The sequence below is a fragment of the Pedobacter westerhofensis genome, from assembly GCF_900182595.1.
Taxonomy (GTDB): Bacteria; Bacteroidota; Bacteroidia; order Sphingobacteriales; family Sphingobacteriaceae; genus Pedobacter; species Pedobacter westerhofensis.
In genome coordinates this window covers 36,120-62,028 of the sequence record NZ_FXTN01000015.1, presented here as the reverse complement: position 1 = coordinate 62,028, position 25,909 = coordinate 36,120, and the positions used below count along the sequence as shown (strand labels likewise).

At 43.6% G+C, this 25,909-nt stretch carries 26 protein-coding genes; 14 read left to right on the top strand and 12 right to left on the bottom strand.

Going from position 1 to position 25,909, the window contains the following annotated elements:
* Nucleotides 1-15: 15 nt before the first annotated feature.
* From gldF to FN831_RS24545, 3 genes are all read right to left on the bottom strand, one after another.
* Nucleotides 16-744, bottom strand: a complete 729-nt coding sequence (gldF, locus tag FN831_RS24555) for a gliding motility-associated ABC transporter permease subunit GldF (RefSeq protein WP_142530865.1) — start codon at nt 742-744, stop codon at nt 16-18.
* Between the two features lie 121 nt (nt 745-865).
* Entirely contained in the window at nt 866-1,438 is a 573-nt protein-coding gene (locus FN831_RS24550) for an outer membrane protein (protein WP_142530864.1), read from the bottom strand.
* Between the two features lie 95 nt (nt 1,439-1,533).
* On the bottom strand, nt 1,534-2,241 hold the full coding sequence (locus FN831_RS24545; RefSeq protein ID WP_142530863.1) for an ATP-binding cassette domain-containing protein: 708 nt from the start codon (nt 2,239-2,241) through the stop codon (nt 1,534-1,536).
* 133 nt (nt 2,242-2,374) lie between these two features.
* Here FN831_RS24545 and FN831_RS24540 point away from each other — a divergent pair, with 133 nt between their 5' ends.
* The 6 genes from FN831_RS24540 to FN831_RS24515 all read left to right on the top strand — a co-directional run bounded on the left by FN831_RS24540 (nt 2,375) and on the right by FN831_RS24515 (nt 8,392).
* Nucleotides 2,375-3,862: a glycine--tRNA ligase gene (locus FN831_RS24540; protein WP_142530862.1), complete on the top strand. Its 1,488-nt coding sequence runs from the start codon at nt 2,375-2,377 to the stop codon at nt 3,860-3,862.
* 139 nt (nt 3,863-4,001) lie between these two features.
* Nucleotides 4,002-4,697, top strand: coding sequence for a CAP domain-containing protein (locus tag FN831_RS24535; RefSeq protein WP_142530861.1), 696 nt, complete (start codon nt 4,002-4,004; stop codon nt 4,695-4,697).
* A gap of 70 nt (nt 4,698-4,767) precedes the next feature.
* The gene (locus FN831_RS24530; RefSeq protein WP_142530860.1) at nt 4,768-5,247 is read left to right on the top strand and encodes a GtrA family protein; all 480 of its coding nucleotides are present in this window, start codon (nt 4,768-4,770) and stop codon (nt 5,245-5,247) included.
* 84 nt (nt 5,248-5,331) lie between these two features.
* Nucleotides 5,332-7,116, top strand: a complete 1,785-nt coding sequence (locus FN831_RS24525) for an aromatic amino acid hydroxylase (protein WP_142530859.1) — start codon at nt 5,332-5,334, stop codon at nt 7,114-7,116.
* Nucleotides 7,117-7,118: 2 nt separating this feature from the next.
* On the top strand, nt 7,119-7,820 hold the full coding sequence (locus tag FN831_RS24520) for an SDR family NAD(P)-dependent oxidoreductase (RefSeq protein WP_142530858.1): 702 nt from the start codon (nt 7,119-7,121) through the stop codon (nt 7,818-7,820).
* 56 nt (nt 7,821-7,876) lie between these two features.
* Nucleotides 7,877-8,392: a C40 family peptidase gene (locus FN831_RS24515; RefSeq protein ID WP_142530857.1), complete on the top strand. Its 516-nt coding sequence runs from the start codon at nt 7,877-7,879 to the stop codon at nt 8,390-8,392.
* Here the strand turns inward: FN831_RS24515 and FN831_RS24510 are convergent.
* Nucleotides 8,389-9,282, bottom strand: coding sequence for a flavin reductase family protein (locus FN831_RS24510; RefSeq protein WP_142530856.1), 894 nt, complete (start codon nt 9,280-9,282; stop codon nt 8,389-8,391). The genes FN831_RS24515 and FN831_RS24510 overlap by 4 nt on opposite strands.
* Nucleotides 9,282-10,277: a fumarylacetoacetate hydrolase family protein gene (locus FN831_RS24505; RefSeq protein ID WP_142530855.1), complete on the bottom strand. Its 996-nt coding sequence runs from the start codon at nt 10,275-10,277 to the stop codon at nt 9,282-9,284. Before FN831_RS24505 ends, FN831_RS24510 begins: the two co-directional genes overlap by 1 nt.
* 335 nt (nt 10,278-10,612) lie before the next feature.
* On the opposite strand from FN831_RS24505, the gene FN831_RS24500 reads away from it, so the two are divergent.
* The 3 genes from FN831_RS24500 (at nt 10,613) to FN831_RS24490 (ending at nt 13,971) form a co-directional block, all read left to right on the top strand.
* The gene (locus FN831_RS24500; RefSeq protein ID WP_142530854.1) at nt 10,613-11,779 is read left to right on the top strand and encodes a homogentisate 1,2-dioxygenase; all 1,167 of its coding nucleotides are present in this window, start codon (nt 10,613-10,615) and stop codon (nt 11,777-11,779) included.
* Nucleotides 11,780-11,819: 40 nt separating this feature from the next.
* On the top strand, nt 11,820-12,947 hold the full coding sequence (hppD, locus tag FN831_RS24495; protein ID WP_142530853.1) for a 4-hydroxyphenylpyruvate dioxygenase: 1,128 nt from the start codon (nt 11,820-11,822) through the stop codon (nt 12,945-12,947).
* Between the two features lie 103 nt (nt 12,948-13,050).
* Nucleotides 13,051-13,971 carry a YihY/virulence factor BrkB family protein gene (locus FN831_RS24490; RefSeq protein ID WP_142530852.1) on the top strand — a complete coding sequence of 307 codons (921 nt, stop codon included), beginning with the start codon at nt 13,051-13,053 and terminating at the stop codon, nt 13,969-13,971.
* Here FN831_RS24490 and FN831_RS24485 read toward each other — a convergent pair.
* A complete protein-coding gene (locus FN831_RS24485) occupies nt 13,968-14,246 on the bottom strand; it encodes a hypothetical protein (RefSeq protein ID WP_142530851.1) in 279 nt (92 codons plus the stop codon). The two genes, FN831_RS24490 and FN831_RS24485, sit on opposite strands and share 4 nt — an antisense overlap.
* A gap of 107 nt (nt 14,247-14,353) precedes the next feature.
* On the bottom strand, nt 14,354-14,941 hold the full coding sequence (locus FN831_RS24480) for a porin family protein (protein ID WP_142530850.1): 588 nt from the start codon (nt 14,939-14,941) through the stop codon (nt 14,354-14,356).
* 141 nt (nt 14,942-15,082) lie between these two features.
* Between FN831_RS24480 and FN831_RS24475 the strand changes: the two genes are divergently transcribed.
* A complete protein-coding gene (locus FN831_RS24475) occupies nt 15,083-16,849 on the top strand; it encodes a sensor histidine kinase (protein ID WP_142530849.1) in 1,767 nt (588 codons plus the stop codon).
* A 64-nt stretch (nt 16,850-16,913) separates the two neighbouring features.
* Here the strand turns inward: FN831_RS24475 and FN831_RS24470 are convergent, their stop codons facing one another.
* From FN831_RS24470 to FN831_RS24455, 4 genes are all read right to left on the bottom strand, one after another.
* Complete coding sequence (locus tag FN831_RS24470) at nt 16,914-17,213, bottom strand: hypothetical protein (protein WP_142530848.1); 300 nt, start codon at nt 17,211-17,213, stop codon at nt 16,914-16,916.
* A gap of 92 nt (nt 17,214-17,305) precedes the next feature.
* Nucleotides 17,306-17,893 (bottom strand): riboflavin synthase, encoded by a 588-nt coding sequence (locus FN831_RS24465; protein ID WP_142530847.1) that lies wholly within the window; start codon nt 17,891-17,893, stop codon nt 17,306-17,308.
* A gap of 6 nt (nt 17,894-17,899) precedes the next feature.
* Complete coding sequence (accC, locus tag FN831_RS24460) at nt 17,900-19,390, bottom strand: acetyl-CoA carboxylase biotin carboxylase subunit (RefSeq protein ID WP_142530846.1); 1,491 nt, start codon at nt 19,388-19,390, stop codon at nt 17,900-17,902.
* A 9-nt stretch (nt 19,391-19,399) separates the two neighbouring features.
* The gene (locus FN831_RS24455; RefSeq protein ID WP_142530845.1) at nt 19,400-20,434 is read right to left on the bottom strand and encodes a threonine aldolase family protein; all 1,035 of its coding nucleotides are present in this window, start codon (nt 20,432-20,434) and stop codon (nt 19,400-19,402) included.
* A gap of 507 nt (nt 20,435-20,941) precedes the next feature.
* On the opposite strand from FN831_RS24455, the gene FN831_RS24450 reads away from it, so the two are divergent.
* The gene (locus FN831_RS24450) at nt 20,942-21,808 is read left to right on the top strand and encodes an N-acetylglucosamine kinase (protein WP_142530844.1); all 867 of its coding nucleotides are present in this window, start codon (nt 20,942-20,944) and stop codon (nt 21,806-21,808) included.
* A gap of 83 nt (nt 21,809-21,891) precedes the next feature.
* Here FN831_RS24450 and FN831_RS24445 read toward each other — a convergent pair whose 3' ends face one another.
* Nucleotides 21,892-22,533 carry an NUDIX hydrolase gene (locus tag FN831_RS24445; protein ID WP_246101749.1) on the bottom strand — a complete coding sequence of 214 codons (642 nt, stop codon included), beginning with the start codon at nt 22,531-22,533 and terminating at the stop codon, nt 21,892-21,894.
* Nucleotides 22,534-23,062: 529 nt separating this feature from the next.
* Here FN831_RS24445 and pfkA point away from each other — a divergent pair.
* Genes pfkA through gap form a run of 3 tightly spaced genes read left to right on the top strand, consistent with a single transcriptional unit; the run spans nt 23,063 to nt 25,900 of the window.
* Nucleotides 23,063-24,049, top strand: a complete 987-nt coding sequence (pfkA, locus tag FN831_RS24440) for a 6-phosphofructokinase (RefSeq protein WP_142530842.1) — start codon at nt 23,063-23,065, stop codon at nt 24,047-24,049.
* Nucleotide 24,050: 1 nt separating this feature from the next.
* Nucleotides 24,051-24,893, top strand: a complete 843-nt coding sequence (locus FN831_RS24435) for a hypothetical protein (RefSeq protein ID WP_142530841.1) — start codon at nt 24,051-24,053, stop codon at nt 24,891-24,893.
* A 5-nt stretch (nt 24,894-24,898) separates the two neighbouring features.
* On the top strand, nt 24,899-25,900 hold the full coding sequence (gene gap / locus FN831_RS24430; RefSeq protein WP_142530840.1) for a type I glyceraldehyde-3-phosphate dehydrogenase: 1,002 nt from the start codon (nt 24,899-24,901) through the stop codon (nt 25,898-25,900).
* The last annotated feature ends 9 nt before the right edge of the window (nt 25,901-25,909 follow it).

The following is a 25,909-nucleotide window of genomic DNA, read 5'->3' as shown; positions in this document are numbered from 1 at the left end:
TCTTTTGTGCGCTGCTTACCATTTCCTGCCTCCGATCGCCAGTTTAGTTGCCCCAAGGAATAGTAATATAAAACTTAAAAAGTAAACCAGGTCGCGCGTATCCAGTACTCCCCTACTCATCGATTGAAAGTGCTCGTTTACACTCAGCCATAGAAAAACATCTTCCAGAGTACCTAAAGCAAAGATCTTAGCCAGGGCATCAAATCCGCTGTAAGCGATAAAAGACAGGAAAACTGCTACAGCAAAAGCGATCACCTGGTTTTTAGTGACCGATGATGCAAAAATACCTGTGGATGCAAATGCTCCGCCCAATAGTAATAAACCAATATATGATCCGGTAACTGCGCCGCCGTCGATATTTCCTTGTGGCAGGCCAAGCTGAACAATAGAATAGTAATATATCAGTGTAGGCAGCAGTGCAAACAAAACAAGGACCAGGCAGGCAAAATATTTTGCAAGGATAATCTGCCAGTCGGTCAGTGGCCTGCTGGCCAGTAATACATAGGTACCTTCCCTGCGTTCCTCTGCGAATGAGCGCATGGTAATGGCTGGCACCAGGAACATAAATAAAAATGGGGCCAGGCTAAAAAAGCCATTCAGTTCCGCATAGCCGTATTCAAGAATAGAGGTATCCGGGAAAAACCAGAGGAGCAGGCCAGATACCAATAAAAACACACCGATGGTAATGTAAGCCATCAGTGAATTTAATAAACTGAATAATTCGCGTTTAAATACTGCGTACATGAAAAATGTTAATGATGCCGAAGTTAGATAAATAACGGGAAAATGGAACCATCAGGAAGCTGTAAAACAAAAAAAGGCAGCCTGTTTTTGCAGGCTGCCTCTTACTATTCTGTTCTATTGATTATAAACCAAAGTTATATGCCAGTCTTAAACCAACAAATCTCGATTTGAAATTATAGTTGGTATTACCTGGCCCGTCATAGTTGGTTGACCACTCTTCGTATCTTGCGCTCAGGTCAATTGATCCTTTGTCTGATACCGGAAATTCAACTCCAACATGCGGCGTATAGGCAAATGAAGTTTTTGAGTTATCGCCTGTACCAAATGCAGCACCCAGCTCACCACCTACATAAATGTTTTCTGCCAGGAAGTAGTTGATACCTGCTTTTACAGGGATTACTTTCAAATCTGCATTTTTAAAGGTTACTCCACCAACAGTGGCGATATCTTCGCCTGTGAAAGTGAGGTAGCCTGCAGATGCAGTAAAGTTCAGTTTGTCTGCAATCGGTGTCTGGAATTGTAATGTTCCTCCATATCCCAGTTTATATGCGTCTCCAAAATTACCTGTTGGAAAAGCAAATTCGGCACCTATACCCAGTTTGGAACCTGACATTGCAGGATCTTTTGTCTGTGCAGAAACATTTGAGAATGCAAATATTCCGGCGATTGCGGTTAGTAAAAATAACTTTTTCATAATTGTTTTTTATTTAGTTAGCGGGATTTTTCTCCCGGCGATACCTAAACAAAAAGTTGGCCAAAAATGAGATTTGTTCAACAAAATACTATATATCAGCGGGTTAAACCTCTGAATATTTCCTCCAGAGAGTCAGTTTGATGTTTGCTTTTGAGTTCAGTAAGGCTTGCATCCGCCACAATTTTCCCTTTGTTAATAATCACTACCTGATCACAAAGCGCCTCTACTTCCTGCATAATATGCGTGGAAAGTATCACTGTTTTGTCTTTGCCCAGATTCCTGATCAGTTCCCGGATATCGGTAAGCTGGTTTGGGTCCAGTCCTGTGGTAGGCTCATCAAGGATCAGGATAGAAGGATCATGGATGATTGCCTGTGCCAAACCTACACGCTGTTTATATCCCTTGCTCAGCATCGAGATCTTTTTATGCTGCTCATCACCAAGGCCAACCCTGGCAATTACCTCTTTTACTTTGATTGCAGATCTTTCAAGCTGATAGGTGTCAGCAACAAAGGAAAGAAACTCCCGCACATACATATCCGTATATAAAGGTGTATTCTCCGGCAGATAGCCCAGAATGCGGCGCATCTCAAGGCTTTGCCGCTGAGTATCAAAACCGCCCAGATTTGCGCTGCCCGATGTGGGCTGCAGGTAACCGGTAAGCATCCGCATCGTAGTAGATTTCCCCGCCCCGTTAGGGCCTAAAAAACCCAGCACCTTGCCCGGAACCGCCCGGAAACTGATCTGATCAACGGCCTTTTGCTGCCCGTATGTTTTAGATAAACCTTCTACCTGTATACTCAATGTCTCAATTTTAAATCTGTCATGACAGGAAAAAGCCGTTTTTACCGGCTGCAAAGCTATCCCTCTCAAAAGTAATAATTAGTACTTACTTATTCGGTCAAAATTACCCTCAACTTTCTATCTTTGCAGTATTATGGCCAAAACGAATAACGACGAACAATTTAAAAATGTGATCTCCCACGCTAAAGAATACGGTTTTGTATTTCAAAGCAGCGAAATTTATGATGGATTAAGTGCCGTGTATGACTACGGTCAGATGGGTGCCGAGCTAAAAAACAACATCAAAACATACTGGTGGAAATCGATGGTACAAATGCATGAAAACATTGTAGGAATCGATTCTGCGATATTTATGCATCCTAAAGTATGGAAAGCCAGCGGACACGTGGATGGCTTTAGCGACCCGATGATCGATAATAAAGATTCGAAGAAACGTTACCGTGCCGACCAGTTATTAGAAGATAAAATTGCCCGTTATGAGAAAGACGGAAAAACAGATAAAGCAGCAAAACTTCAGTCCGATATGGATGAAGCACTTAAAGCAGAGAACCTGCCGCAGCTAAAAGTCCTGATTGAAGAACATGAGATCGCCTGCCCGGTTAGCGGCACAAAAAACTGGACAGATGTACGCCAGTTTAACCTGATGTTCAGCACCCAGTTTGGGGCCATGGCCGAAGGTGCCGAAGAAGTTTACCTGCGTCCTGAAACCGCACAGGGAATTTTTGTGAACTTCCTGAACGTACAAAAATCAGGAAGGATGAAAATCCCTTTTGGTATTGCACAGATTGGTAAAGCTTTCAGAAACGAAGTAATCGCCCGTCAGTTTATCATGCGTATGCGCGAGTTTGAACAGATGGAAATGCAATTCTTTGTTCGCCCGGGCGAGGAAATGAAATGGTATGCCTACTGGAAAGAAGCACGCCTGAAATGGCATACTGCTTTAGGTACTGATCCGGCAAAATACAAATACCATGACCATGCAAAACTTGCGCATTATGCCAATGCTGCCGTGGATATTGAATTTGAATTCCCCTTTGGATTTAAAGAAGTTGAAGGTATCCACAGCCGTACAGATTTTGATCTTACCCAACACCAGGAATTCTCCGGCAAGAAAATGCAATATTTTGATAACGACCTGAACGAGGACGGAAAACCTTACGGAAACTACATCCCATATGTGATCGAAACTTCAATTGGTCTAGACCGTATGTTCCTGCTCACGATGATCAATGCATTTGAGCAGCAGGATTTGAGCGAAGGAGAGAAAGTTGACAGCCGTACCGTACTGCACTTACACCCTTGCCTGGCCCCGATCAAAGCAGCGATCCTGCCATTGACTAAAAAAGACGGACTTCCGGAAAAAGCCCAGGAAATCATGGACGACCTGATGCTTGATTATAATGTAGTTTACGAGGAGAAAGATTCCATCGGAAAACGCTACCGCCGCCAGGACGCCATTGGGACTCCTTTCTGTATCACTATCGATCACCAGACCCTGGAAGATAATACTGTAACGATCCGTCACCGTGACAGCATGGAGCAGCAAAGAATCGATATCAAAGATTTGAATAACCTGATTGAAAGTAGGGTAAGCTGGAAAAACCTGCTGAGAAAATCATAGTATCACCAAAAAACGAAAGAGACCCGCCGGCAAACCCTGCGGGTCTTTTTTGTTGATTAAACTATTTCCTTCGCATCTGGTCTTATTATTGTTATTGAGGGGCAGGCACCAGAAAAAATCCATCAGCAACGTTAAGCACATGAAATTCATACCTATCGTTTTCTTCCTCCTGTTCTTCAGTTCCATCGCTGTAAAAGCACAGTCTTATGAGTCTGGCAATATCTGGACACAGGAAGAACTCGACAATGCAAATACAGCCAGAAATACGGATTACCTGAACGAGGAGGAAAAGCAGATCGTATTTTATATGAATCTCGCCCGAACAGACGGGCGTAAGTTTTTCGACACCTACTTTCAGGATTTCGTTAACGCATATAATATAGATATGCAGCGTTACAGCAACTACGACGACCTGAGGGTAAACCGCAAAGACAAATATTACAGGGGATTACAGCAGGATCTTGCAGGGATCAGGGATTTGCCCCTGTTCAGTCCCGATGAAACGCTCACATGGGTTTCCCAGCAGCATGCAAAAGACTTAAGCAAAAACAACAAAGCCGGCCATAACTCTAGCGATGGCAGAACGGTAAAGGACAGGATTTCTAAGTTTTATCCCCGCAGAGCAATGGGAGAATGTCTGGCATTTGGCTTCTCAAAAGGGCTGGCAAATGTATGTATGCTGCTGCTCGATAAAAATGTACCTGATTTGGGGCACAGAAAAACCATCCTGGGCACCAATTACCAACTGAGCCTCGTGGGTGTCAATATCAGGACACATCCGGGATACAGGTACTGTGCGGTGATCGACTTTATTTCGGCACCACCGGCGCGTTAATCATTTCTTAATTTCGGGAAATGATATTCTATCCCTAAATTGCGCCGCTTATTGAGTACCTTATTTAAATATGCGTAAAGCCCTCCTGCGATTTATTGATTTCTTTTACCCGCCGTTTTCACGCTGGCTGTCCCTGCATAATTTCAGGTACATTGTATCCGGGGGAACCAATACAGCAAGCGGGATCATTTTATATTTCCTGATCTATAACTATGTGCTGCACCAGCAGGATTTGGTTCTGCCTTTTCGTCCGGGGATGATTACGGCCCCTGTGGCCACACTGATCATTGAGGCACCGCTTACTTTTGCCATTGGTTTTACCCTCAACAAATACCTGGTATTTACAAAGTCTGAACTGAAGGGAAGGATCCAGATGTTCAGGTATGCCATTGTTGTTTGTACCAATCTGATGCTCAATTTTGCGATGATCAAAATCATGGTCGAAAGTTTTAACTTCTATCCTTCTGTCGCTAAATTCATTACTACCATTATATTGGCCGTAGCCAGCTATTTTATCCAAACGCACTTCTCTTTCAGAGTAAAAAAATAAATCACCATAAAGTAAAAGGGCACCTGTTTCCTTGATAAATCATTCACGCAGGCTTACCTTAGGGGTATCAAATATACATTGGTTATGAGCGATTTTAATGACTTTAACAACCCGCAGGTAGCAAAATTACCGCTGCATCTGAGGCAGTTTATTGTGGATCAGAACTATGATAAATATACCCCGGTAGACCAGGCAGTGTGGCGTTACGTAATGCGCCAGAATTACAGTTACCTGAAGGATGTGGCCTACTATCCTTATATCAAGGGCTTGCAGCGTGCCGGACTAAGCATTGAATATATTCCGGATTTGCAGACCATGAACGATAACCTGGGCAAACTGGGCTGGGGAGCAGTTACCGTTGACGGATTTATCCCGCCGGCTGCCTTTATGGAATATCAGGCGTACCGTGTATTGGTGATTGCTGCAGACATCCGCCAGATTAACCATATAGAATATACTCCGGCACCAGATATCATCCATGAGTCGGCCGGGCATGCACCCATCATTGCTGATGCCGATTATAACAGCTACCTGAGCTACATCGGATCAATCGGAGAAAAGGCGATGTTCTCTGCCAAAGATTTTGAGTTGTACGAAGCCATTCGCGCATTATCTATACTGAAAGAGGCAGTAGATGCCCCTGAATATGAAATTGCCAGGGCAGAGCAGCACCTGAAGGAGATTGCCGACAATATGGGCGAGCCTTCTGAAATGGCCCTGCTCAGCAGGCTGCACTGGTGGACGGTAGAATATGGGCTGATCGGCAGTCTGGATGATCCAAAAATATACGGTGCAGGATTGCTTTCTTCTATTGGGGAGAGCGCATCATGTATGCAGGAAACAGTCAAGAAGATTCCTTACACGATAGATACAATCAATTATCCTTACGATATCACCAAAACACAGCCACAGCTGTTTGTCACCGCAACTTTTCAAAACCTGATCGATGTGCTGGAACAGTTTGCGGATACCATGGCCTTTAGAAAAGGTGGCTCAGAAAGCATGATCAAAGCGATGGAGTCCCGGAACCCTAGCACAGCAATGTACAGTTCAGGCTTACAGGTTACCGGAGTGTTTATAGATATGGGCCTCAGTGTGGATGACCAGGTAACCTTTATTAAAACTACCGGCCCCTCGGCACTCTCTGTTGGGGATAAACAATTGGAGGGACATGGAAAAATATATCATAAAGATGGTTTTTCATCACCGGTGGGCAAACTGAAAAACACGGTAGCACCGCTGGAACATTTTAACCCGGAAGAGCTGAAAGCCATTGGTATTGAGGAGGGAAAAGCGGTCGACCTCCATTTCGAAAGCGGTATCAGGGTCTCCGGCAGGGTAAAGTCAGTTCTCCGCATTGCCGGTAAAACGGTCATCATCTCTTTTGAGGACTGCACGGTTAAAGAGGGCAATGGCAATGTGCTGTTTCAGCCCGAATGGGGAGTATATGACATGGCCGTGGGTGAAGAGATCATCTCAGTATTTAACGGTGCAGCGGATAAGGGAGCGTATGAAGAGATTACCCATATCAGCGATCAGCAAACTGTAAAAGTGAGCTATGATGCAGTAACAACCCAGCTGCATGAGATTTATAAAACCGTAAGGCTGATCAGGGAAGAGCGTTTAAATCATGACCTGCTGCCTGCCTTATTCGGACAGTTGAAAACCAGCCATCGCCAGGACTGGCTATGTGCAGTTGAAATCCTTGAAATATTACATTACACCGGTTCATATCCTGAGCTGGAAAAAGAACTGAGGATTTATCTGGAAATGAAAGCTTCCAATGAACCCGACCATAAAAAACTAATAAACGACGGCTTGCATGTGATTGCAAACCCGGTTACCCAACTGATTACAGAAGAAGACTAAACATGAATATTGTATTAACAGGAGCGAGCAGCGGAATAGGTTTTGAAACCGCATTGGAATTTACGTTAAAAACCAGCAACAAAGTGGTCTGCATTGCGAGATCTGCAGACAAATTAAGGAAGCTGCTGGAAATTGCAAGGGGTATCAATCCTGACTGCACACTGCTGCCTGTTGAGTTCGACATCGTTCATGATGATTACGCAGCCCTGGTGCCCTTTCTGCAGCAGCGCCTGGGAACGGTAGACATCCTGATCAACAATGCCGGTCAGCTGGTGAACAAATCCTTTGCTGAAACCACAGCTGAAGACATGAACAACATGTTCCAAAGCAATGTGATTGGTCATTTCAATATGATTAAAAATGTGCTGCCACTGATGGAAAGCGGCGGGCATATCGTCAATGTAAGCAGCATGGGCGGTTTTCAGGGCAGTGTTAAATTCCCCGGGCTTGCGGCCTACTCAACCAGCAAGGGCGCCCTGGCCACATTAACGGAATGCCTGGCCTATGAATATGCAGAAACAGGAATAAAGATCAACTGCCTGGCACTGGGATCAGCACAAACGGAAATGCTGGAACAGGCATTCCCGGGATATCAGTCGCCCGTTATGGCCTTTGAAATGGGCAAGTATATTGCAGATTTTGCTGCTACAGGCCATAAATTTTTCAATGGAAAGATCCTACCGGTGGCCGTAACCACCCCATAATTTTTTGGGCCGTTTGTCCTTTTGATATATTTTTTAATATCTTTAGGGCAGAGCATATGAAAAAAGTCCTCATGTTATTCTGTTTTATCTTGCTGTTTGCCACAGTTGGCAAAGCACAGACAGTTCCCGGCAGGTACAGGGAATTACTTGATAAGCTCAATCAACAATTTACAACAGAAACACCGGCCAGCAAGCTGATCAGCTTTGCCAAAACAATGATTGGCGTTCCCTACCGCTATGCCTGCAGCAATCCTTCAGTGGGCTTTGACTGCTCTGGTTTTGTCAGTTATGTATTCCACAATTTCGGCTTTGATGTTCCGCGTTCTTCTACGGAGTTCAATGTGGCAGGAAAGCCCATCAAGCTGGAAAATGCAAAGGTGGGAGACGTACTCGTATTTACGGGCACCAACCCAAGGAGACGGGTAGTTGGGCATGTTGGCATCATCGCAGATATAGAGGGTGATACGATACACTTTATCCATTCCACCTCGGGCAAGGCCCATGGCGTAACCATCACCACCCTCGACGCCTACTACCGCAGCAGGCTGATGAGAGCAGTGAGTATTCTCTAACTTTCCAGCAGAACAACTTTGAGTGCGGTAAGCACTTCGCCGTTTTGGAGCATCGCTTTTGCCAGTTCATGCAGTTCACGCTGACGGTTTACGCCATCCCCTATCGTAGCGTCGAGCACTTCTTTTACTTCATCAATATTCCTCACCAGATCGATCTCCTCTTCAGAAGGGATTTTTTCGATATTGCCGAGCATCCCAAGATCATTCCCGGTAAGCACATATGAATTTCGTACCTGTCTGGGCAGTGCATCTACCCCAATTCCAAGCGTGGTCAGCGGTTTTGCAACCTTAAACAGGCTTTCGGGCGTTACCCTGCAATACCAGTCGCCGCCCAAACGTGCTACCAAGTCTATTTTTTCCTGATCGATCCTTCCCTCCTTATCCAGGATATCTTCCCGGATGTGGATCAGCTTTACTTCTGCCAGGATCAGGTTTCCTGCACCGGGGTTCTCGCCCAGATGGATCACTTCCTTCACAATACATTCCATTTGTACAGGAGCTTCGGCTACCCTCGGCGGTTTAACAAGCTGCGAAGCCTGCATCGTAAAGCCGGCCTTCTCAAATTCATTGACCCCCTTCGCATAATCTGTACTTGACAGGCTCATCTGCTGCACCATCGGGTAGTTCACAATATTGATCACACATTCCTTTACCTCCAGGATATTTTCCAGCGTATGCTTTGTGGTATTATCTTTTACCCTTCTTGCGGGAGAAAAAATGCACAAAGGCGGGTTGGTACTGAACATATTGAAAAAGCTGAAGGGGCTCAGGTTTACGTTTCCGGCCTGATCAATGGTGGTAGCAAAACATATGGGCCGCGGTGCGACGGCGTAGTGCATATAGTTCTGCAGCTGCGCGGGACTTAAATCAGATACATCAAGCGTCAGCATTATTTTTTGAGGGCTAAGATTGAAAAATCTGTATCGGCCCTGCGGATGGTATTGCTTAAGCGGCCAAGACCGGTAATCTCCATTTCTACCACATCGCCATGCTGCAGCCATTGTGGCTGATAGTTTGGATCATTCAGTAAGCCGGTTCCATTGAGTTCCAGGAAACAGCCCGTGCCTACAGTGCCCGAACCGATCACATCTCCCGGCAAAATATCCGTACCGTATGCGCAGCGTTCAATTATCTCGGCGAAAGTCCAGTCCATATCTGCCATATTTCCTGCCGATACCTGTACACCATTTACTGTACAGGTCATGCTTAAATTATAGGTATTCCCTGTGTGGCCGTCTTTGGCATCAGTTCGGTATTCCTCAAGCTCATCAGGAGTAACCAGCCAGGGGCCAATTACCGTTGAAAAATCCTTTCCCTTTGCCGGCCCCAGGTTCAGCAGCATTTCTTCCATCTGCAGTGTTCTTGCGCTCATATCATTCATAATCATAAAACCTGCGATATAACTATCTGCTTCGGCAGCGGTAATATTTCTTCCTTGTTTACCGATCACAATGGCAACTTCAAGCTCAAAATCAAGCTTCTCAAAATGATCAGGCATACATTCTATCTCGCCCGGGCCGCTGATGGCATTATGGTTTGTAAAATAAAATATAGGGTACTGATCAAATTCTGCAATCATATCTACTTTGCGGTTTCTGCGTGCAGCAGCAACATGCTGGCGGAAAGCGTACCCGTCACGGCAGGAAGTTGGATGCGGGACAGGCGCAATTACTTCATAAAAAGCTTCTTCCTTAGGTTCTATTTCTCCTGATTTTATTTTTGCATTAATGGTCAGCGCACGTTCCATCAGCACTTCAGAATCCTTTAGAAAAGAACTCATATCGTTCGGAATTTGCTTATCACATGAATGCAGGTTGTAGATATGCCCGTTGACGAAAACCCCCAGGTGTTCCCTGTCTTCTGTTTTGTACGATACTAACTTCATCTTGTTTATGTTTGGTTAAGTATTTCTTGGTATAAACCAAAGCTAGAGATTTTCGATGGAATATGATTTAAATCTACAACAATTAGAATCTAAGGATAATTTTGATTACTGCTAATTTAATTCTTAAATTAGCCAGCGCATTATATGACAAATAGCAATCTAAAATATCAGGATCGTATCGCAAGCCAGGTTTTGGCTTCATTCAGATATGCTATGCTCTCCAAGCTCATATTTGCCCAGTATTCCATTTAAGCTTTTCCCGGCATTTTAATTTATTAAGCGTTTTCACGCTTTCTATACATCCCATATTTTAACCAATATATATTCCTATAGTTATGCCTATTTATCATACCTTAGGTACCATTCCGCCTAAAAGGCACACCGTTTTCCGTAAACCAAACGGCGAGCTTTATGCAGAGGAACTGGTATCCACAGAAGGTTTTTCAAGCCTGTATTCGCTTGTTTACCACTGCCATCCCCCAACCATCGTTAAATCACTTGGTGAGCCCTACTCCGTAGAGCCCAAAATCGCCCGGGAGAAACATCTGAAGCACACTTCGCTGATCGGCTTTAACATCGCCCCCGAAGATGATTACCTGCAAAGCAGAAAGCCTGTGCTGGTAAACAGCGACCTGCATATCTCGCTTGCCGCACCGCGGAAATCCATGACGGATTATTATTACAAGAACAGCCAGGCAGATGAAGTCATCTTTATCCACCAGGGTTCCGGCACGTTAAAAACCGGTTTCGGAAAGATCAGGTTTGGCTATGGCGATTATCTTGTGGTGCCAAGGGGCACGATCTACCAGCTTGAATTTGATGATGAGCAGAACCGCTTGTTTATTGTTGAAAGCTTTAGCCCCATCCGCACGCCTAAGCGCTACAGAAATGAATATGGCCAGCTGATGGAGCACTCCCCGTATTGCGAACGGGATATCAGAAAGCCGGCAGACCTGGAGACTTTTGATGAACTGGGCGATTTTAAAGTGCTGATCAAAAAACAGGGATTAATCTATCCCTATACCTATGGTACACACCCTTTCGATTTTGTTGGCTGGGATGGTTTTCACTATCCCTGGGCATTCTCTATCCACGACTTTGAACCGATCACCGGCCGGCTGCACCAGCCGCCTCCTGTGCACCAGACCTTTGAAGGCCATAATTTCGTGATCTGCTCTTTTGTGCCGCGCAAGTATGACTATCACCCTTTGTCTATCCCGGCGCCTTACAACCACAGTAATGTTGACAGCGATGAGGTCTTATATTATGTAGATGGCGACTTTATGAGCAGAAAGAGTGTAGTGAAGGGACAGATCACACTGCATCCCGGAGGTATCCCCCACGGGCCTCATCCCGGAACAGTGGAAAAATCCATCGGCAAAGAAAAAACTGAAGAACTGGCCGTGATGATTGATCCCTTCCGCCCGTTGATGCTGACAGAAGACGCCCTGAAAATTGAAGATGAGAGCTACCACAAAAGCTGGCAGATTAATGTGGAATAACGATAAACACTAACTAACCAAAAATATTAAATAAAAAACTATGCAAACTCAATTTGTAGAAAAAGAAACATTAACCCAGGATTTCCTCCCGCTCAACGGAACAGACCATGTGGAAATGTATGTAGGGAATGCCAAACAATCGGCACACTTTTATAAAACAGCCTTTGGATTTAACACTGTTGCCTATGCGGGCCCGGAAACAGGACTGAGAGACCGCGCATCCTATGTATTACAGCAGGGCAAGATCAGGCTGGTGCTAACCACCCCCCTTAAATCCGAAGGCCCGGTGATGGAACATATCAAAAAACATGGCGATGGTGTTAAAATCCTGGCACTATGGGTGGATGATGCCTATAAATCTTATGATGAAACCATCAAACGCGGTGCAAGGTCTTATCAGACACCTCAGACTTTAACAGACGAATTTGGGGAGATCCGCACGGCAGGGATCTATACTTACGGAGAAACGGTGCACCTTTTTGTAGAGCGCAAAAACTATAAGGGCGCTTTTATGCCTGGATATGTAGCTACAGAAGGCGGGTATCAGCCTGCAGGTACGGGACTGTTATATATTGACCACTGCGTAGGCAATGTAGGTTGGAACAGAATGAACGAGGCCGTGAAGTGGTATGAGGACGTAATGGGTTTCAGGAACATCCTTTCCTTTGATGATAAACAGATCAACACTGAGTATTCCGCTTTGATGAGCAAGGTGATGAGCAACAAAAATGGCTATGTGAAGTTTCCGATCAATGAGCCTGCAGAGGGAAAAAAGAAATCCCAGATTGAAGAGTACCTGGAATTCTATGAAGGAGAAGGTGTACAGCATATTGCAGTAGCTACACACGATATCATCTCCACAGTAAGAGAAATGAAGGTCAGAGGCGTGGAGTTTCTGAGTCCGCCGCCCCGGGCGTATTACGAAACACTGCTGGAAAGAGTAGGCAGCATTGACGAAGACATTGCGCCGCTGCAGGAACTGGGTATTCTTGTGGATCATGATGAAGAAGGTTACCTGCTGCAGATTTTCACAAAACCTGTGCAGGACAGGCCAACTTTATTCTTTGAGATCATCCAGCGTAAAGGTGCACAGTCATTTGGTGCAGGAAACTTTAAAGCATTGTTTGAATCACTTGAGCGTGAGCAGGAGCTGAGGGGAAATCTCTAGAAATCACAATGAAGAAAGCAGGGCCTCCCCTGCTTTCTTCATTCAATGGCAGCTGATTAAAAAAAATTGATTAATTTCGAAGCTTAGCTGTAATCAAAGACGAATGCCACATCATATTATCCAGAGAACCCAGTTATTTTGTGAGCACCTGAGATCAGCATTTAAACTGTTCCAGAAAAACGATCCGCTCAGGCTTGCTGGTGCAACGGCATTTTTCACCAACTTTGCATTACCGCCGATATTATTGATATTGATCAGGCTTTTTGGTTTTTTTGTAGACCGGAAGATATTGGTCACGCGGATCTTTGAACGGCTGTCGAGCATTCTGGATGAGAGCAGTACCAAACAGATACGGCAGACCCTCCGGAATATCCGGGGCATAGACCATAAATGGTACGCTACACTGGTGAGTTTTGTATTTTTCCTTTTTGTGGCTACTACCCTCTTCAGTGTGATCAAAAACTCAATGGACCAGATCTGGTCTATCGGAATAAAAGATCATTCCACCTTTCTTTTCAAGTTAAAGATCAGGGCAAGGGCATTCATCATCATTCTGGTTGCCGGGCTCTTGTTTTTTGTAGGTATACTTACTGATAGTATCCAGGCATTTATCGGTCCATATATCAACACCGCAGCGCCAACAGCGGGGAGGGTATTTTTGATGATACTAAATCAGATACTGTTTATTGTCATTGTAACTACCTGGTTCACTGTTTTATTCAGGTTCCTCACCAGCGGCAGGCCCACATGGAAATCTTCTGTCAGGGGAGGACTGCTAACCGGGATCTTATTCACCCTTGGTAAATACATACTCCGCTTTGCCTTGCCGCTCAGCAATATCGGCAATATATACGGAGCGTCGGGATCCATTGTACTGATCATGCTTTTTGTATTTTATTCTTCCTTTATATTTTACTTTGGGGCATGTTTTGTAAAAGTGCTCAGCGATGCCAAAGAAACTCCCATACGCCCCATTAAAGGAGCGTTTAATTATGAGATCAAAGAGGTGTTGAAAACAAATTAATTCATTTCCTGTGCGGCAGATTTCTCATAGCCCTGCATTTCAAACACTGCCAGTTTACTAAACAGGTTGTAATGTAACGTACCAAAGAAATTAATGATGCCTTCTTCATTTTTGCCCTCTATACAGATGCTCTCTTTGGACAACTGCGGGTGTTTGAAAAAGTTATCGGTTAACAGCTCCTCGTCTTTAATTTTGATATCTGCGATATCAATGGCATACTGTTTCATCAGTAATAAAAAGCTACTTCCGTTTAATAATAAATCTTTGATATTCATAGCGTTCAGGGATTTGGTTGGGGATAATAAACCAACAAATTTAGCGCCAAAAAAAGGGTAACCCAGTGTGGGAAACCCTTTTAATTTTGCTAATACGATATATCAGACTAAAAAAGACGCAATGCCAATCCGAGTGTAAACAGGTTTAGTTTTGTGTCATCATATCCCGATTTCCCAATTTTGGACAATCCTGCCTCATATCGCAGATCAAGTCCCAGTTTGCCGAAATCAAATCCCGCTCCAAACTGCCAGGCAACTGCCTGATTTTTGAAATTCCCTTTGAAAACACTGCCTGCAGCATTGCCAAAAGATTGCTTGTCGTCAAGGATAAAAGACACCACCGGTCCTGTATTCAAACGAAGGCCAACACCCGCAGCACCAATCTTGGTACCAATCAGCAATGGTACATCCAGGCTTGTAAATCTTACCTTGTTTTCAAATCCCGCATCATTTGTTAATGTAGTGTTTTTGCCTGCAAGGTACAGCTCCGGCTGAAAGTGGATACCGGCTGCGCCGATCCTGGCCCAAACCCCTGCATAATAGCCTGAACGGTTGTCACTTCCCAGCGTATTATCTGTTGTCAGTTTAGAAAGGTTGGTACCTCCCTTAATACCAAACTGGAAGCTTGGCAGTACCTGGCCGAATGCAATGACACTAAAGCAAATAAATAATGCCGATAGTAGTAATTTTTTCATGGTATGCTTGTTTTATTTTAATTTATATCGGGTAAATTTATAAATATATTTATTGTAAACTATATTACTCTCTACCTTATTAATCAACTCATTATTCATAGATTTGTTTTAGCTGCTCATATTTACAGCCAAAAAAAATTAATGGCTTTTGATTTTAACGTCTACGCACTCACTTTAGTTTTCCTGGGTAGCATTACCTTGCTATTGTCTCTCTATATCCTGAGTAATGAGACAGGCGCAGTACGCTGGGTGGGATTATTGATGTTATCAAACTCCATATGGTCTATCACCTATGGCCTTGAACTGGCAAGCAGTGTGCTGCTGCAGATGAAACTGCTGATCAACATTGAATATCTCGGTGTTGTGTCCCTGCCCTTTAACTGGTTCCTGTTCTGCCTGGTGCTGGCCGGCAAGGAGAAGTGGCTAAAAAAAAACAGCAATAAGGTACTGATCACCATCGTGCCGCTGTTTACCCTGTTGTTATTATGGACAAACAGCTTTCACCATCTGTACTATAAAAACCTGAGCATTGATAGCAGCGGCAGCTTTCCTATGTTAAAGATTGAACCCGGAATCGCCTATTACCTGTTTACCTTTTACTTTTATACTTTACTCGCTATAGGAAATTATCTGCTGATCAAAAAGTTCAGCAAGTCTGATGCAGTGTATCGCAAACAGAACAGGGCTGTACTTGCCGGAGCCCTTATTCCATGGATAGCGAACTTCGCCTATATGCTTGGCCTGCGCCCGATGAATAACCTGGATATGACTCCCTACGCATTCATGATCGCCAATACCATGATATTTATTGCCATATACAGGTTTGAGTTATTTGACACGCTCCCCGTAGCACGTGAAAAAGTGCTTGAACTGATGCGTGACGCATTTGTGGTGCTTGATCACCAAAACAGGATTATTGATTACAACTCTGCATTTAAAAAATACACCTGTGCAAGCCAGTCGGGCGAGCTGATTGGCAAAGCCTTCACCGAAATACTCCCTGACCAGCATAATCTGGTACTTTTTCTTGAAAAACATGAATCAGGGAAAACAGAATTAATGGTACAGACCTCAGAGGGGTTGTTTGACCTGGAAGTAGATATTACATTTTTGAACGAGAACAAACTCAACAGAAATGCAACAATTATCAAGTTCCAGGATCTGACCAACCTGCGCCAGCAGGCATTAAAGTCTCAGCAGCAGGCCGAAGAACTGCAAAAGCTAAACCAGCTGAAGGACCGCGTATTTTCAATTATGGCGCATGACCTGCGAGGGCCTCTCTTAAACGTAACCGAAGTGCTGAAGATGATGTCTGATGATATGATCAGCCCTGAAGAATTTAAGTTTCTCTCTCCAAAATTGACGAAAGACATTTCCTATACTGCAGACCTGCTGGAAAATATCCTGCACTGGTCCAGAAGCCAGCTGAAAGGATACAGTATTAACAGGGACTATTGCGACATGAAGGCTCTTGTATCGTCTGAGATCAGTTATCATATGAAATCTGCAACTGATAAGGACATCACCATTACCCATTCCCTGCAGGATGATCTTACTGCTTTTGCAGATCTGCTCATGATGCAGATGGTAGTAAGAAACTTACTGAGCAACGCGATCAAATTTTGTCATTCACACTGTTTCATTGATGTTTCAGCCGCCTGTCTTGATCATAATTTTATCTCCATATGTATTCAGGATACTGGTGTCGGCATTGCCGAAGAAAACATCAAACGGATATTCAGCGGCGAGAATGTGTCCAGCAGGGGAACAAAAAATGAAAAAGGCACAGGTATCGGCCTGATGGTTTGCTGGGATTTTATGGAAAGAAACGGAGGCAACATCACGATGGAAAGTGAAGTAGGTAAAGGCACCAGATTTGACCTGAAGATCCCCAGGGCTGCGCTGTAGACATCCTGCAAAACACAGAAACCCCTCAATGAGGGGTTTCTGACATATTTTAATGCTTTAAGGGTTAGTTTCCAAGGGCTTCGTCAATCACCTGTTGTTCTTTTAGGGCATCCACGTTATTTTTGTTACCAAAGTTTTGTGTTTTGTCTGCAAAGTACTCCAGGATTCCAACAATTGTGTCAAGGTTATCTGCTACCCTCTGGTGCATATCCGGCAGGTCTTTTTCAAGTCTTCCGTCGCTAAGTTCTATATTGTCTACTTCAATTTTACCTATCTTCTGAATAATTGCTTGTTGTGAGTGTTGTAAGTCTTCTAATTCCCTTACAATTTTCTCCATCAGTTCAAATTTCTTTAAAGTATCCATATTAATAATTTTTTAAGTTCGTATTTATGATAACTGCTAAATACTAACCAATTACCTTGCCAGTAATTGACTGAACCCGCCATTTATACAGATTAAGAGGTTTGAAGCAGTCTGGCAACATATTTGCCAATGATATCAAATTCCAGGTTGACCGTATCTCCGGTGTTCACTTCCTGAAGGTTGGTATGTTCAAATGTATAGGGAATAATAAATACAGAAAATTCGTCGGCCACCGAATTTACAACCGTGAGGCTAATCCCATTTACACATACCGATCCTTTTTCTACCGTTACATTGCCTTTGGAACCGTCATATTTAAAACGGTATTCCCAGCTGCCATCCAGTTCTTTTCTCAGTACACATACTGCGGTCTGGTCTACATGTCCCTGAACAATATGGCCGTCCAGCCGTCCGTTCATCTGCATACAGCGCTCAAGATTAACTTTCTTTCCTGCTGTCAGGTACTGCAGGTTTGTTTTTTCCAGGGTTTCCTGGATAGCCGTTACTGTATGGGTGGTGTCTGTAAGCGCCACTACCGTTAAACATACGCCATTGTGGGCAACACTCTGGTCGATTTTCAATTCGTTACTTAAGCCGGATTCAATGGTGTAATGGAGGTTTGTGCCTTCCTGTACTACCTTGCTCACTGTACCGGATGTTTCAATAATACCTGTAAACATAGATTTTCAATATTTAAGCCGGTTTTTAAGCCAGTTACTTTCTGTTCCGGTCGCAGGGGCCGCGGTACCGGACATTTTTTTATTTCTTAGTTCCCCCAGGGCTACGATGGCGGCAATCAGCGCTTCATCTTCATTTCCGCTGTTCAGACTGATCTGCGCCGGATCAAAGTATTTGGCAACAAAATGTGTGTCAAAATTACCGGAAGTAAATGCCTCGTGTTCCATCACAAATTTACCAAAGTTCAAAGTGGTTTGAATGCCAGTAATGTCATATTCTGAAATCGCCCTGATCATTCTGGAGATCGCCTCGCTGCGGTTTGCACCAAAAGTAATCAGTTTGGCGATCATCGGATCATAATACACGGGGATTTCCATTCCTTCTTCGAAGCCGTCATCCACTCTTACGCCATTGCCTTTTGGCGTCCGGTAGGTTTTTAACCTGCCTATATCCGGCATAAAATTCTCCATAGGATCTTCTGCATACACCCTGAGCTCAATGGCATGCCCATTGATCTTCAGGTCTTCCTGGCTAAAGGACAATGCCTCGCCCCTGGCAATTTTAATCTGTTCTTTCACCAGGTCGAGCCCCGTGATCAGCTCTGTCACCGGGTGCTCCACCTGCAAACGTGTGTTCATTTCGAGGAAAAAGAAATCGAGGTTCTCATCCAGGATAAATTCTACAGTGCCTGCACCGGTATAGTTTACGGACCTGGCCACATCAACGGCACATTTGCCCATTTGTGCCCTGATCTGTGGACTAAGCACACTCGAGGGCGCTTCTTCAATCACTTTCTGGTGCCTCCGCTGAATGGAACATTCCCTTTCAAAGAGGTGCACAATGTTTCCGTGTGTATCTCCAAGCACCTGGATTTCAATATGCCTCGGCGATGAAACATAGCGTTCAATAAAAACAGCGCCGTCTCCAAATGCAGACTGGGCTTCACTCACAGCCAACTGCATCTGTTCTTCAAAAACGGACAGCTCCTCTACGATCCGCATTCCTTTGCCGCCGCCGCCCGCAGCTGCTTTGATCAGGATTGGAAAGCCAACTTCTGCAGCTCTCTTCTTCGCTTCTCCGATATCTGTAATGGCTTCTTCGGTTCCGGGAACCATCGGGATATGATATTTTAAAGCAGCGGCCTTTGCAGAAAGTTTGTTGCCCATGATCGCCATTGCCTCGGGTGTTGGGCCGATGAGGATGAGCCCCGCCTCAGCTACCATTGTTGCAAAAGCCGGATTTTCGGATAAAAACCCATAACCAGGATGTATCGCTTCTGCTCCCGTCAGGCGACAGGCCTCAATGATCTTCTCCCCTACCAGGTACGACTGGTTTGCGGGAGCAGGGCCGATACAAACTGCTTCATCTGCATAGCGTACATGCAGCGCTTCCCTGTCGGCCTCTGAAAATACGGCGACAGTCAGTATGCCCATCTCCCTTGCCGATCGCATGATACGCAGGGCGATTTCACCTCTGTTTGCAATTAAGATTTTGTTCATACCCTTAAATTAGCTATTTCTAAACGGTTTCAAATTATTTATTGTCCGGACCGCATGTGCCACCATATCTTCGGTAATATTTAAGTGCGTGACAAACCTGATCGTATACGGACCAGTAGTACCGCATAATATACCATGATCATCTAAACTACTGATCACAGCCGCTGTGGAATATTCCTTTGCTACTTTAAATATAACAATGTTGCTTTCAACGGGCATTACATCTTCGACATAATCTGCCGCCTGCAGTGCATCTGCAAGCAAAACTGCATGCTGATGATCTTGCGCCAGCCGCTGCACATGGTGGTCCAGCGCATAAATCCCCGCAGCAGCAAGGAAGCCGGCCTGGCGCATGCCGCCGCCAAAAGCTTTACGAATCTTTCTTGCTTTCTGAATCGTTTCTTTTGAGCCCAATAAAACAGATCCTACCGGTGCTCCCAGCCCTTTTGACAGGCATACAGAAATTCCATCAAAATACTGACCGTAATTATGGGCCATATCTCCTGTTGCGGTCAGCGCATTAAAGATCCTTGCCCCATCAAGATGTAATTTTAAGCCATGGCGTTTGCACAATTCCCGGATTGGTGCAATCTGATCCAGGGTATAGCAGGCGCCACCGCCTTTATTTACGGTATTTTCTAAAACTACCAGGGTTGAACTGGGATAGTGGATATCATCTGCGTTAATTTCAGGTGCGATTAGTTCCGGGGTAAGAATACCTCTGGGGCCATGAAGCAGCCTTACTGAAGCCATTGAATGGTAAGCGATCCCGCCGCCTTCATACCGGTAAACGTGGGCTGTCTGGTCACAGATCACTTCATCCATCGGCTGGGTAAAACATTTGATGGCAATCTGATTGGTCATCGTTCCCGAAGGACAGAATAATCCCGCCTCCATATTGAAAGTCCTGGAAAGTTTAGCCTCCAGTTCTGCAACGGTTTCGTCCTCGCCATATACATCATCGCCTACCTTTGCGCTCATCATTGCAGCCAGCATACCCGGTGTAGGTACGGTAACTGTATCACTTCTAAAATCCGTTTTCATCTGTAAAATATCCTTTGGTGTAGAGTACAAATATTACAATTTTAAGTTCTCTTTCATGATTAGGGGCGAAATTATTACAAAACACAATATTAAATTCTTTAATACCTAAATATGAGGCATTTGAAAGCTAAGCAGTTGCTATTATTAAAGAATATAATGACATTTAGAAACTTTGTAAAAATATTAAAATTTGGATTTTAAAATAACTAATGTAATTTTAGCTTAGTGTTATTTTGACAATATGTATCAGGAAATGCTTTAAAATTCTGAATACCTGATACTTAATTCAAAAACAAGATTTAACATTTAACATATTTATCCCGGATCATCAGGAAATTACCTGAAAAAGAGCGGGCAGAAATAAAACTAACCAAATAAAAACGCAGGATCGGATAAAAACGTTAATGATCATGTGTAACTAATAATGATAAAAAGAAAATCAAATGGAAAAAAACAAATTTGAGTTGTCAGGATTATTTACTTTTACACCCCAAAAAACAAATTAAGATGATAGTTATTGCAGATGGTGGTTCAACCAAGACCAATTGGTGTTTACTTAATGAAGCTGGTAGGAAAATTCATTTTAATACCGAAGGTTACAATCCGTATTTCTCAGATACTGATTACATTATCGGATCTTTAAAGAAATCCCTTCCGGATCATTTGGAAGCCGATAAATTAACAGCAGTCTATTATTATGGAGCCGGATGCTCAACTGATGCTAAGAAAAAAATTGTGGCAGATGCAATGGCACAGGTATTTGTAAATGCGGAGATCAATATTGGTCACGATTTGCTGGCATCCTGCAGAGCCTTGCTGGGCGATGAGCCTGGGTTTGCAGCGATATTAGGCACAGGTACAAATTCATGCCTGTATGATGGTACTGATATTTCGCTGAACATTGATTCACTGGGTTATTTCCTGGGCGATGAAGGCAGCGGATGTTTTATCGGCAAACGCATTCTGAGTGACTATATGAAAGGTTATATGCCTAAAGGCCTGAGAGAAAGCTTTTATGACAATTTTGCACTGACCAACGAAGATATTTTTGACCAGATCTACAACAAACCACTTCCAAACCGTTTCTGTGCTGGTTTTAGTAAGTTCCTGTACGACTTCAAAGACAACTATGAAGATTATACCTTCTCTACTGTAGAATATGCTTTTACCGCATTCTTTGAAAACCTGGTTATTCACTATCCAAATTACAAAGAGTACAAACTAAACTGCGTAGGTTCAGTAGGATACAGTTTCAGGGATATCCTGAGCATTGTGGCAGACCGCTATGAAATGGGTGTAGGAAAGATCATTCGTTCTCCTATAGACGACCTGGTTGATTACCACATGCAGGCGGCAAAGAAGCTTGCCAAATAGAATAAAAAACAAGCCCCTTTATACCAATGCTGCCTGCTGCTGAATCGCATCAGAGGGCTTTGAATTAAAGGGGCTTATTTTTTTTAGAAAGAGATCTCTTTTCCAAATAACTTTCCGTATTTCCGTTTGTCAAAGCGGTAAAGGGTAGCAGCCCTGAAGGATACACCTTTCTGCTTTTCATTCAGATCCTTCAATACGTTAAAGCTGAGCATTTTCTTTCTGAAATTTCTTTTATCCAGCTTTTTGCCCAGGATCACTTCATAAACATTTTGTAATTGCGTAAGTGTGAACTTTTCCGGGAGCAGCTCAAAAGCGATAGGCTGGTGCTTGATCCTCCTTTTGATCTTCTCCAGTCCCTGGTCAAAGATTTTCTGGTGGTCAAATGCCAGTTTGGGCAGTTCCTTTACATTGATCCAGTGGGCCTGTTTGGCATAGTTGCTGATTGGCTTCAGGGCTTTATCGCCGCCCAGCCTGAGCATCGCATAATAGGCCACTGAGATGATCCTTCCCTGCGGGTGACGGCCAACGTCGCCGAAGGTATAAAACTGCTCCATGTAAACGTTTTCTATTCCTGTAAGTTCATGCAGGATTCTGGATGCCGATTGATCAAGGCTTTCGTTCTCACTTACCAGGTTTCCCGGTAAAGCCCACCAGTCTTTAAAAGGTTCTTCATTCCTTTCAATCAGCAGAACTTTCAATTCTCCTTCATCAAATCCGAACAAAATACAGTCAATTGAAAAGGTGGAATTAAATTGTGGTAAGACTTCTATCAAAACAATAAGTGTTAGTTTTACAATATCTGGTTAATTTATGCAGCTTCAATAAGGGCTTAAACCTGTTTAAAAAGCGGTTTTTAGCATTATTTATCACTACAAAAAATACTTTTTTCTCTGTTCAGAAACAGATCCCAAAGTATGAATTGTCGTAAATGTATTAAACTTTTTTTATAAATTTCACTATGTAACTAACATGTATTTCAGGATAATTCATGTAACATTCCGGTCACATGAATTCCTACATTAATTTCAAATGGAATAAGAGATATACCCGGCCCTGCTAAGGATATTGTAGTATATTTGAAGCTTCGCCCGCGGGACTTAAAAAGTAGTATGGGGGAGCGCAATCCTTCGCCAATAAAAATATTTAAACTTTTAAAAACTAAAGCAAATTAATATACTTGCCTGCGATTTATCTTGAAAAATCAAAATAAATTACTTAGTGTAGTATATACACGGTATATTCGTAACCTATAAGATGAGACCTAATATCAAAAATATAGCTGTTTTGACCTCAGGAGGTGATGCTCCCGGAATGAACGCATGCATTAGAGCAGTTGTACGCACCGGCATATACAATGGTATAAACATGTTTGGCGTATTACAGGGCTACCAGGGATTAATAACCAATAATATTATTCCGATGGATGCCCGTTCTGTGAGCAATATCATCCATATGGGTGGAACCATATTAAAAACAGCACGCTGTTTGGAATTTAAAACGGACGAAGGTCAGGACCTTGCGTTTGAGAACCTGAAGGCACACAATATAGATGCCCTGGTTGTAATTGGCGGAGACGGGACCTTTACCGGCGCGCGACGTTTTGCACAGCGGCATCAGATCAATGTAATCGGGGTACCCGGTACAATTGACAATGACCTTTACGGTTCTGACTTTACGCTGGGCTACGATACGGCGATGAACACTGTTGTTGAAGCGATCGATAAGATCAGGGATACGGCAGATGCACATGACAGGCTGTTCTTTGTTGAAGTGATGGGCCGGGATTCCGGGTGTATTGCTTTGAGAAGCGCAATCGCATGTGGCGCAGAAGCAGTGTTGCTGCCGGAGAAAGAAACCAGTATCGATGAACTGGTGAAACAGCTTGGAGCCGGTGCCGTCACCAAAAAGACTTCCAGTATCGTGATTGTATCAGAAGGCCACAAACAAGGTGGTGCCTATGACATTGCCAAACATGTAAAGGAAAGGTTTGACCATTATGATACCAAGGTAACCATCCTGGGCCACCTGCAGCGTGGCGGCAGCCCGAGCAGCTTTGACAGGATCCTGGCCAGCCGGCTGGGTTATGCCGCAGTAAACGAACTGCTCAAAGGCAGTACGCAGATGATGGTGGGGCTGAGGGGAAATGAAATTGCATTGACCAGCCTTGATGAAGCGCTGACAGAACATAATTTTAAACTGGAGAGCGATCTCCTGGAAATGACTCACGTTTTATCCATCTAATATGATAGCGGTAGTATACAGTGGTACAAAAACTGCAATCTGGAAAATAGCTAAAGACGGTAAGACGATAGCTGAATGCAGTATGCCGGGCATCAATCCCTTTTTTGTTGACCAGAAAGCACTGCTGCAGCAGCTCAACAAAAAAACGATCCTGATTAATCATGCAGAGCAGATTAAAAAGATTTACGTTTTTGCAGCCGGTGCAACCTGCACCGACAGAAGAAACGAACTGGCAGAATCCCTGTCGCTCTTTTTCAAATTCGCAAAGATCAGCGTTCATGATGATCTCCATGGCGCAGCAATAGCCGCATGTTTTAACAAAACGGGTATTGTAGGTATCCTGGGCAGTGGTGCCAACTGCGCATATTTCAATGGACAAAATCCGGAACCAAACAACTTTGGACTGGGCTTTATCCTGGGTGACGAAGGGTCAGCAAATTACCTCGGAAAGATCATTCTTAAACACTTTCTGCAGGAAAAACTGCCAGCTGAGCTCATCAGGAAATTCGGCACGAAATATGATATTAACAGATCAGAGATATTGGAAAGAGTTTACAAAAAGTCATTAGCTCAGCAATTTCTAAGTTCTTTCCTTGATTTTTATATAGAAAACAGAGAACATCCGTATATTCAGCAATTAATTGATGATGCCTTTCAACGTTATATAAATACATACCTGCTCCCTACCCTCAAAGAGCATCCCGAGAAGGAAGTTCATTTCGTAGGCATCGTGGCAGGAACTTTTCAGGACCGGCTGCGCCTGGTTGCAGAGAGAAATAACTTTGAAATTACTACGATTACAAAAGAACCAATATATAACTTACTTAATTACTATTCAAATTAATAATAATGACAAAGATTGGAATAAACGGTTTCGGCCGTATTGGCAGATTAGTTTTTAGAGCTGCTTTAAAAAGAGGTTTAGACATCGTTGCTATAAATGATCTGGTTGAGCCGGATTATATGGCTTATATGTTAAAATATGACTCTACTCACGGTCGTTTCGATGGAACGATTGAAGTAGTTGGCGGAAACTTGGTAGTAAACGGAAAAACTATCCGTATTACTGCAGAAAGAGATCCTGCAAACTTAAAATGGAATGAAGTAGGTGTTGAAACTGTAATTGAATCAACTGGTTTATTCTTAACCCAGGCTGATGCAGAAAAACACATTGCTGCAGGTGCAAAAAGAGTTGTTCTTTCAGCACCGGCTAAAGATGATTCTATCCCTACGTATGTAATGGGTGTAAATCATGATCAGTTAACGGCAGATCAAACTGTTGTTTCCAATGCTTCATGTACTACAAACTGCCTTGCACCAATTGCAAAGGTATTAAATGATAACTGGGGTATCGCTGAAGGCTTAATGAGTACTGTACACGCGGTTACTGCTACGCAGAAAACTGTTGATGGTCCTTCTCATAAAGACTGGAGAGGTGGCCGTGGTGGTTTTTCTAACATCATCCCTTCTGCTACAGGTGCTGCCAAAGCAGTAACTAAAGTAATCCCTGCATTGAAAGGTAAATTAACAGGTATGGCTTTCCGCGTACCGGTTGCTGACGTTTCAGTAGTAGATTTAACAGTACGTTTAGAAAAACCAGCAACTTACCAACAGATTAAAGATGCAATGAAAGCTGCTTCTGAAGGTGAATTGAAAGGTGTTCTTGGTTATACTGAAGATGAAGTTGTTTCTTCTGACTTTATCGGTGATGACCACGCGTCTATTTTTGATGCCAATGCAGGTATTGCATTGAATGATAACTTCGTAAAAGTAGTTTCATGGTATGATAACGAATGGGGCTATTCATCAGCTTTAGCAAAATTCGTTGAGTACTACGGAAACTTAAAGTAAAACCCGTTC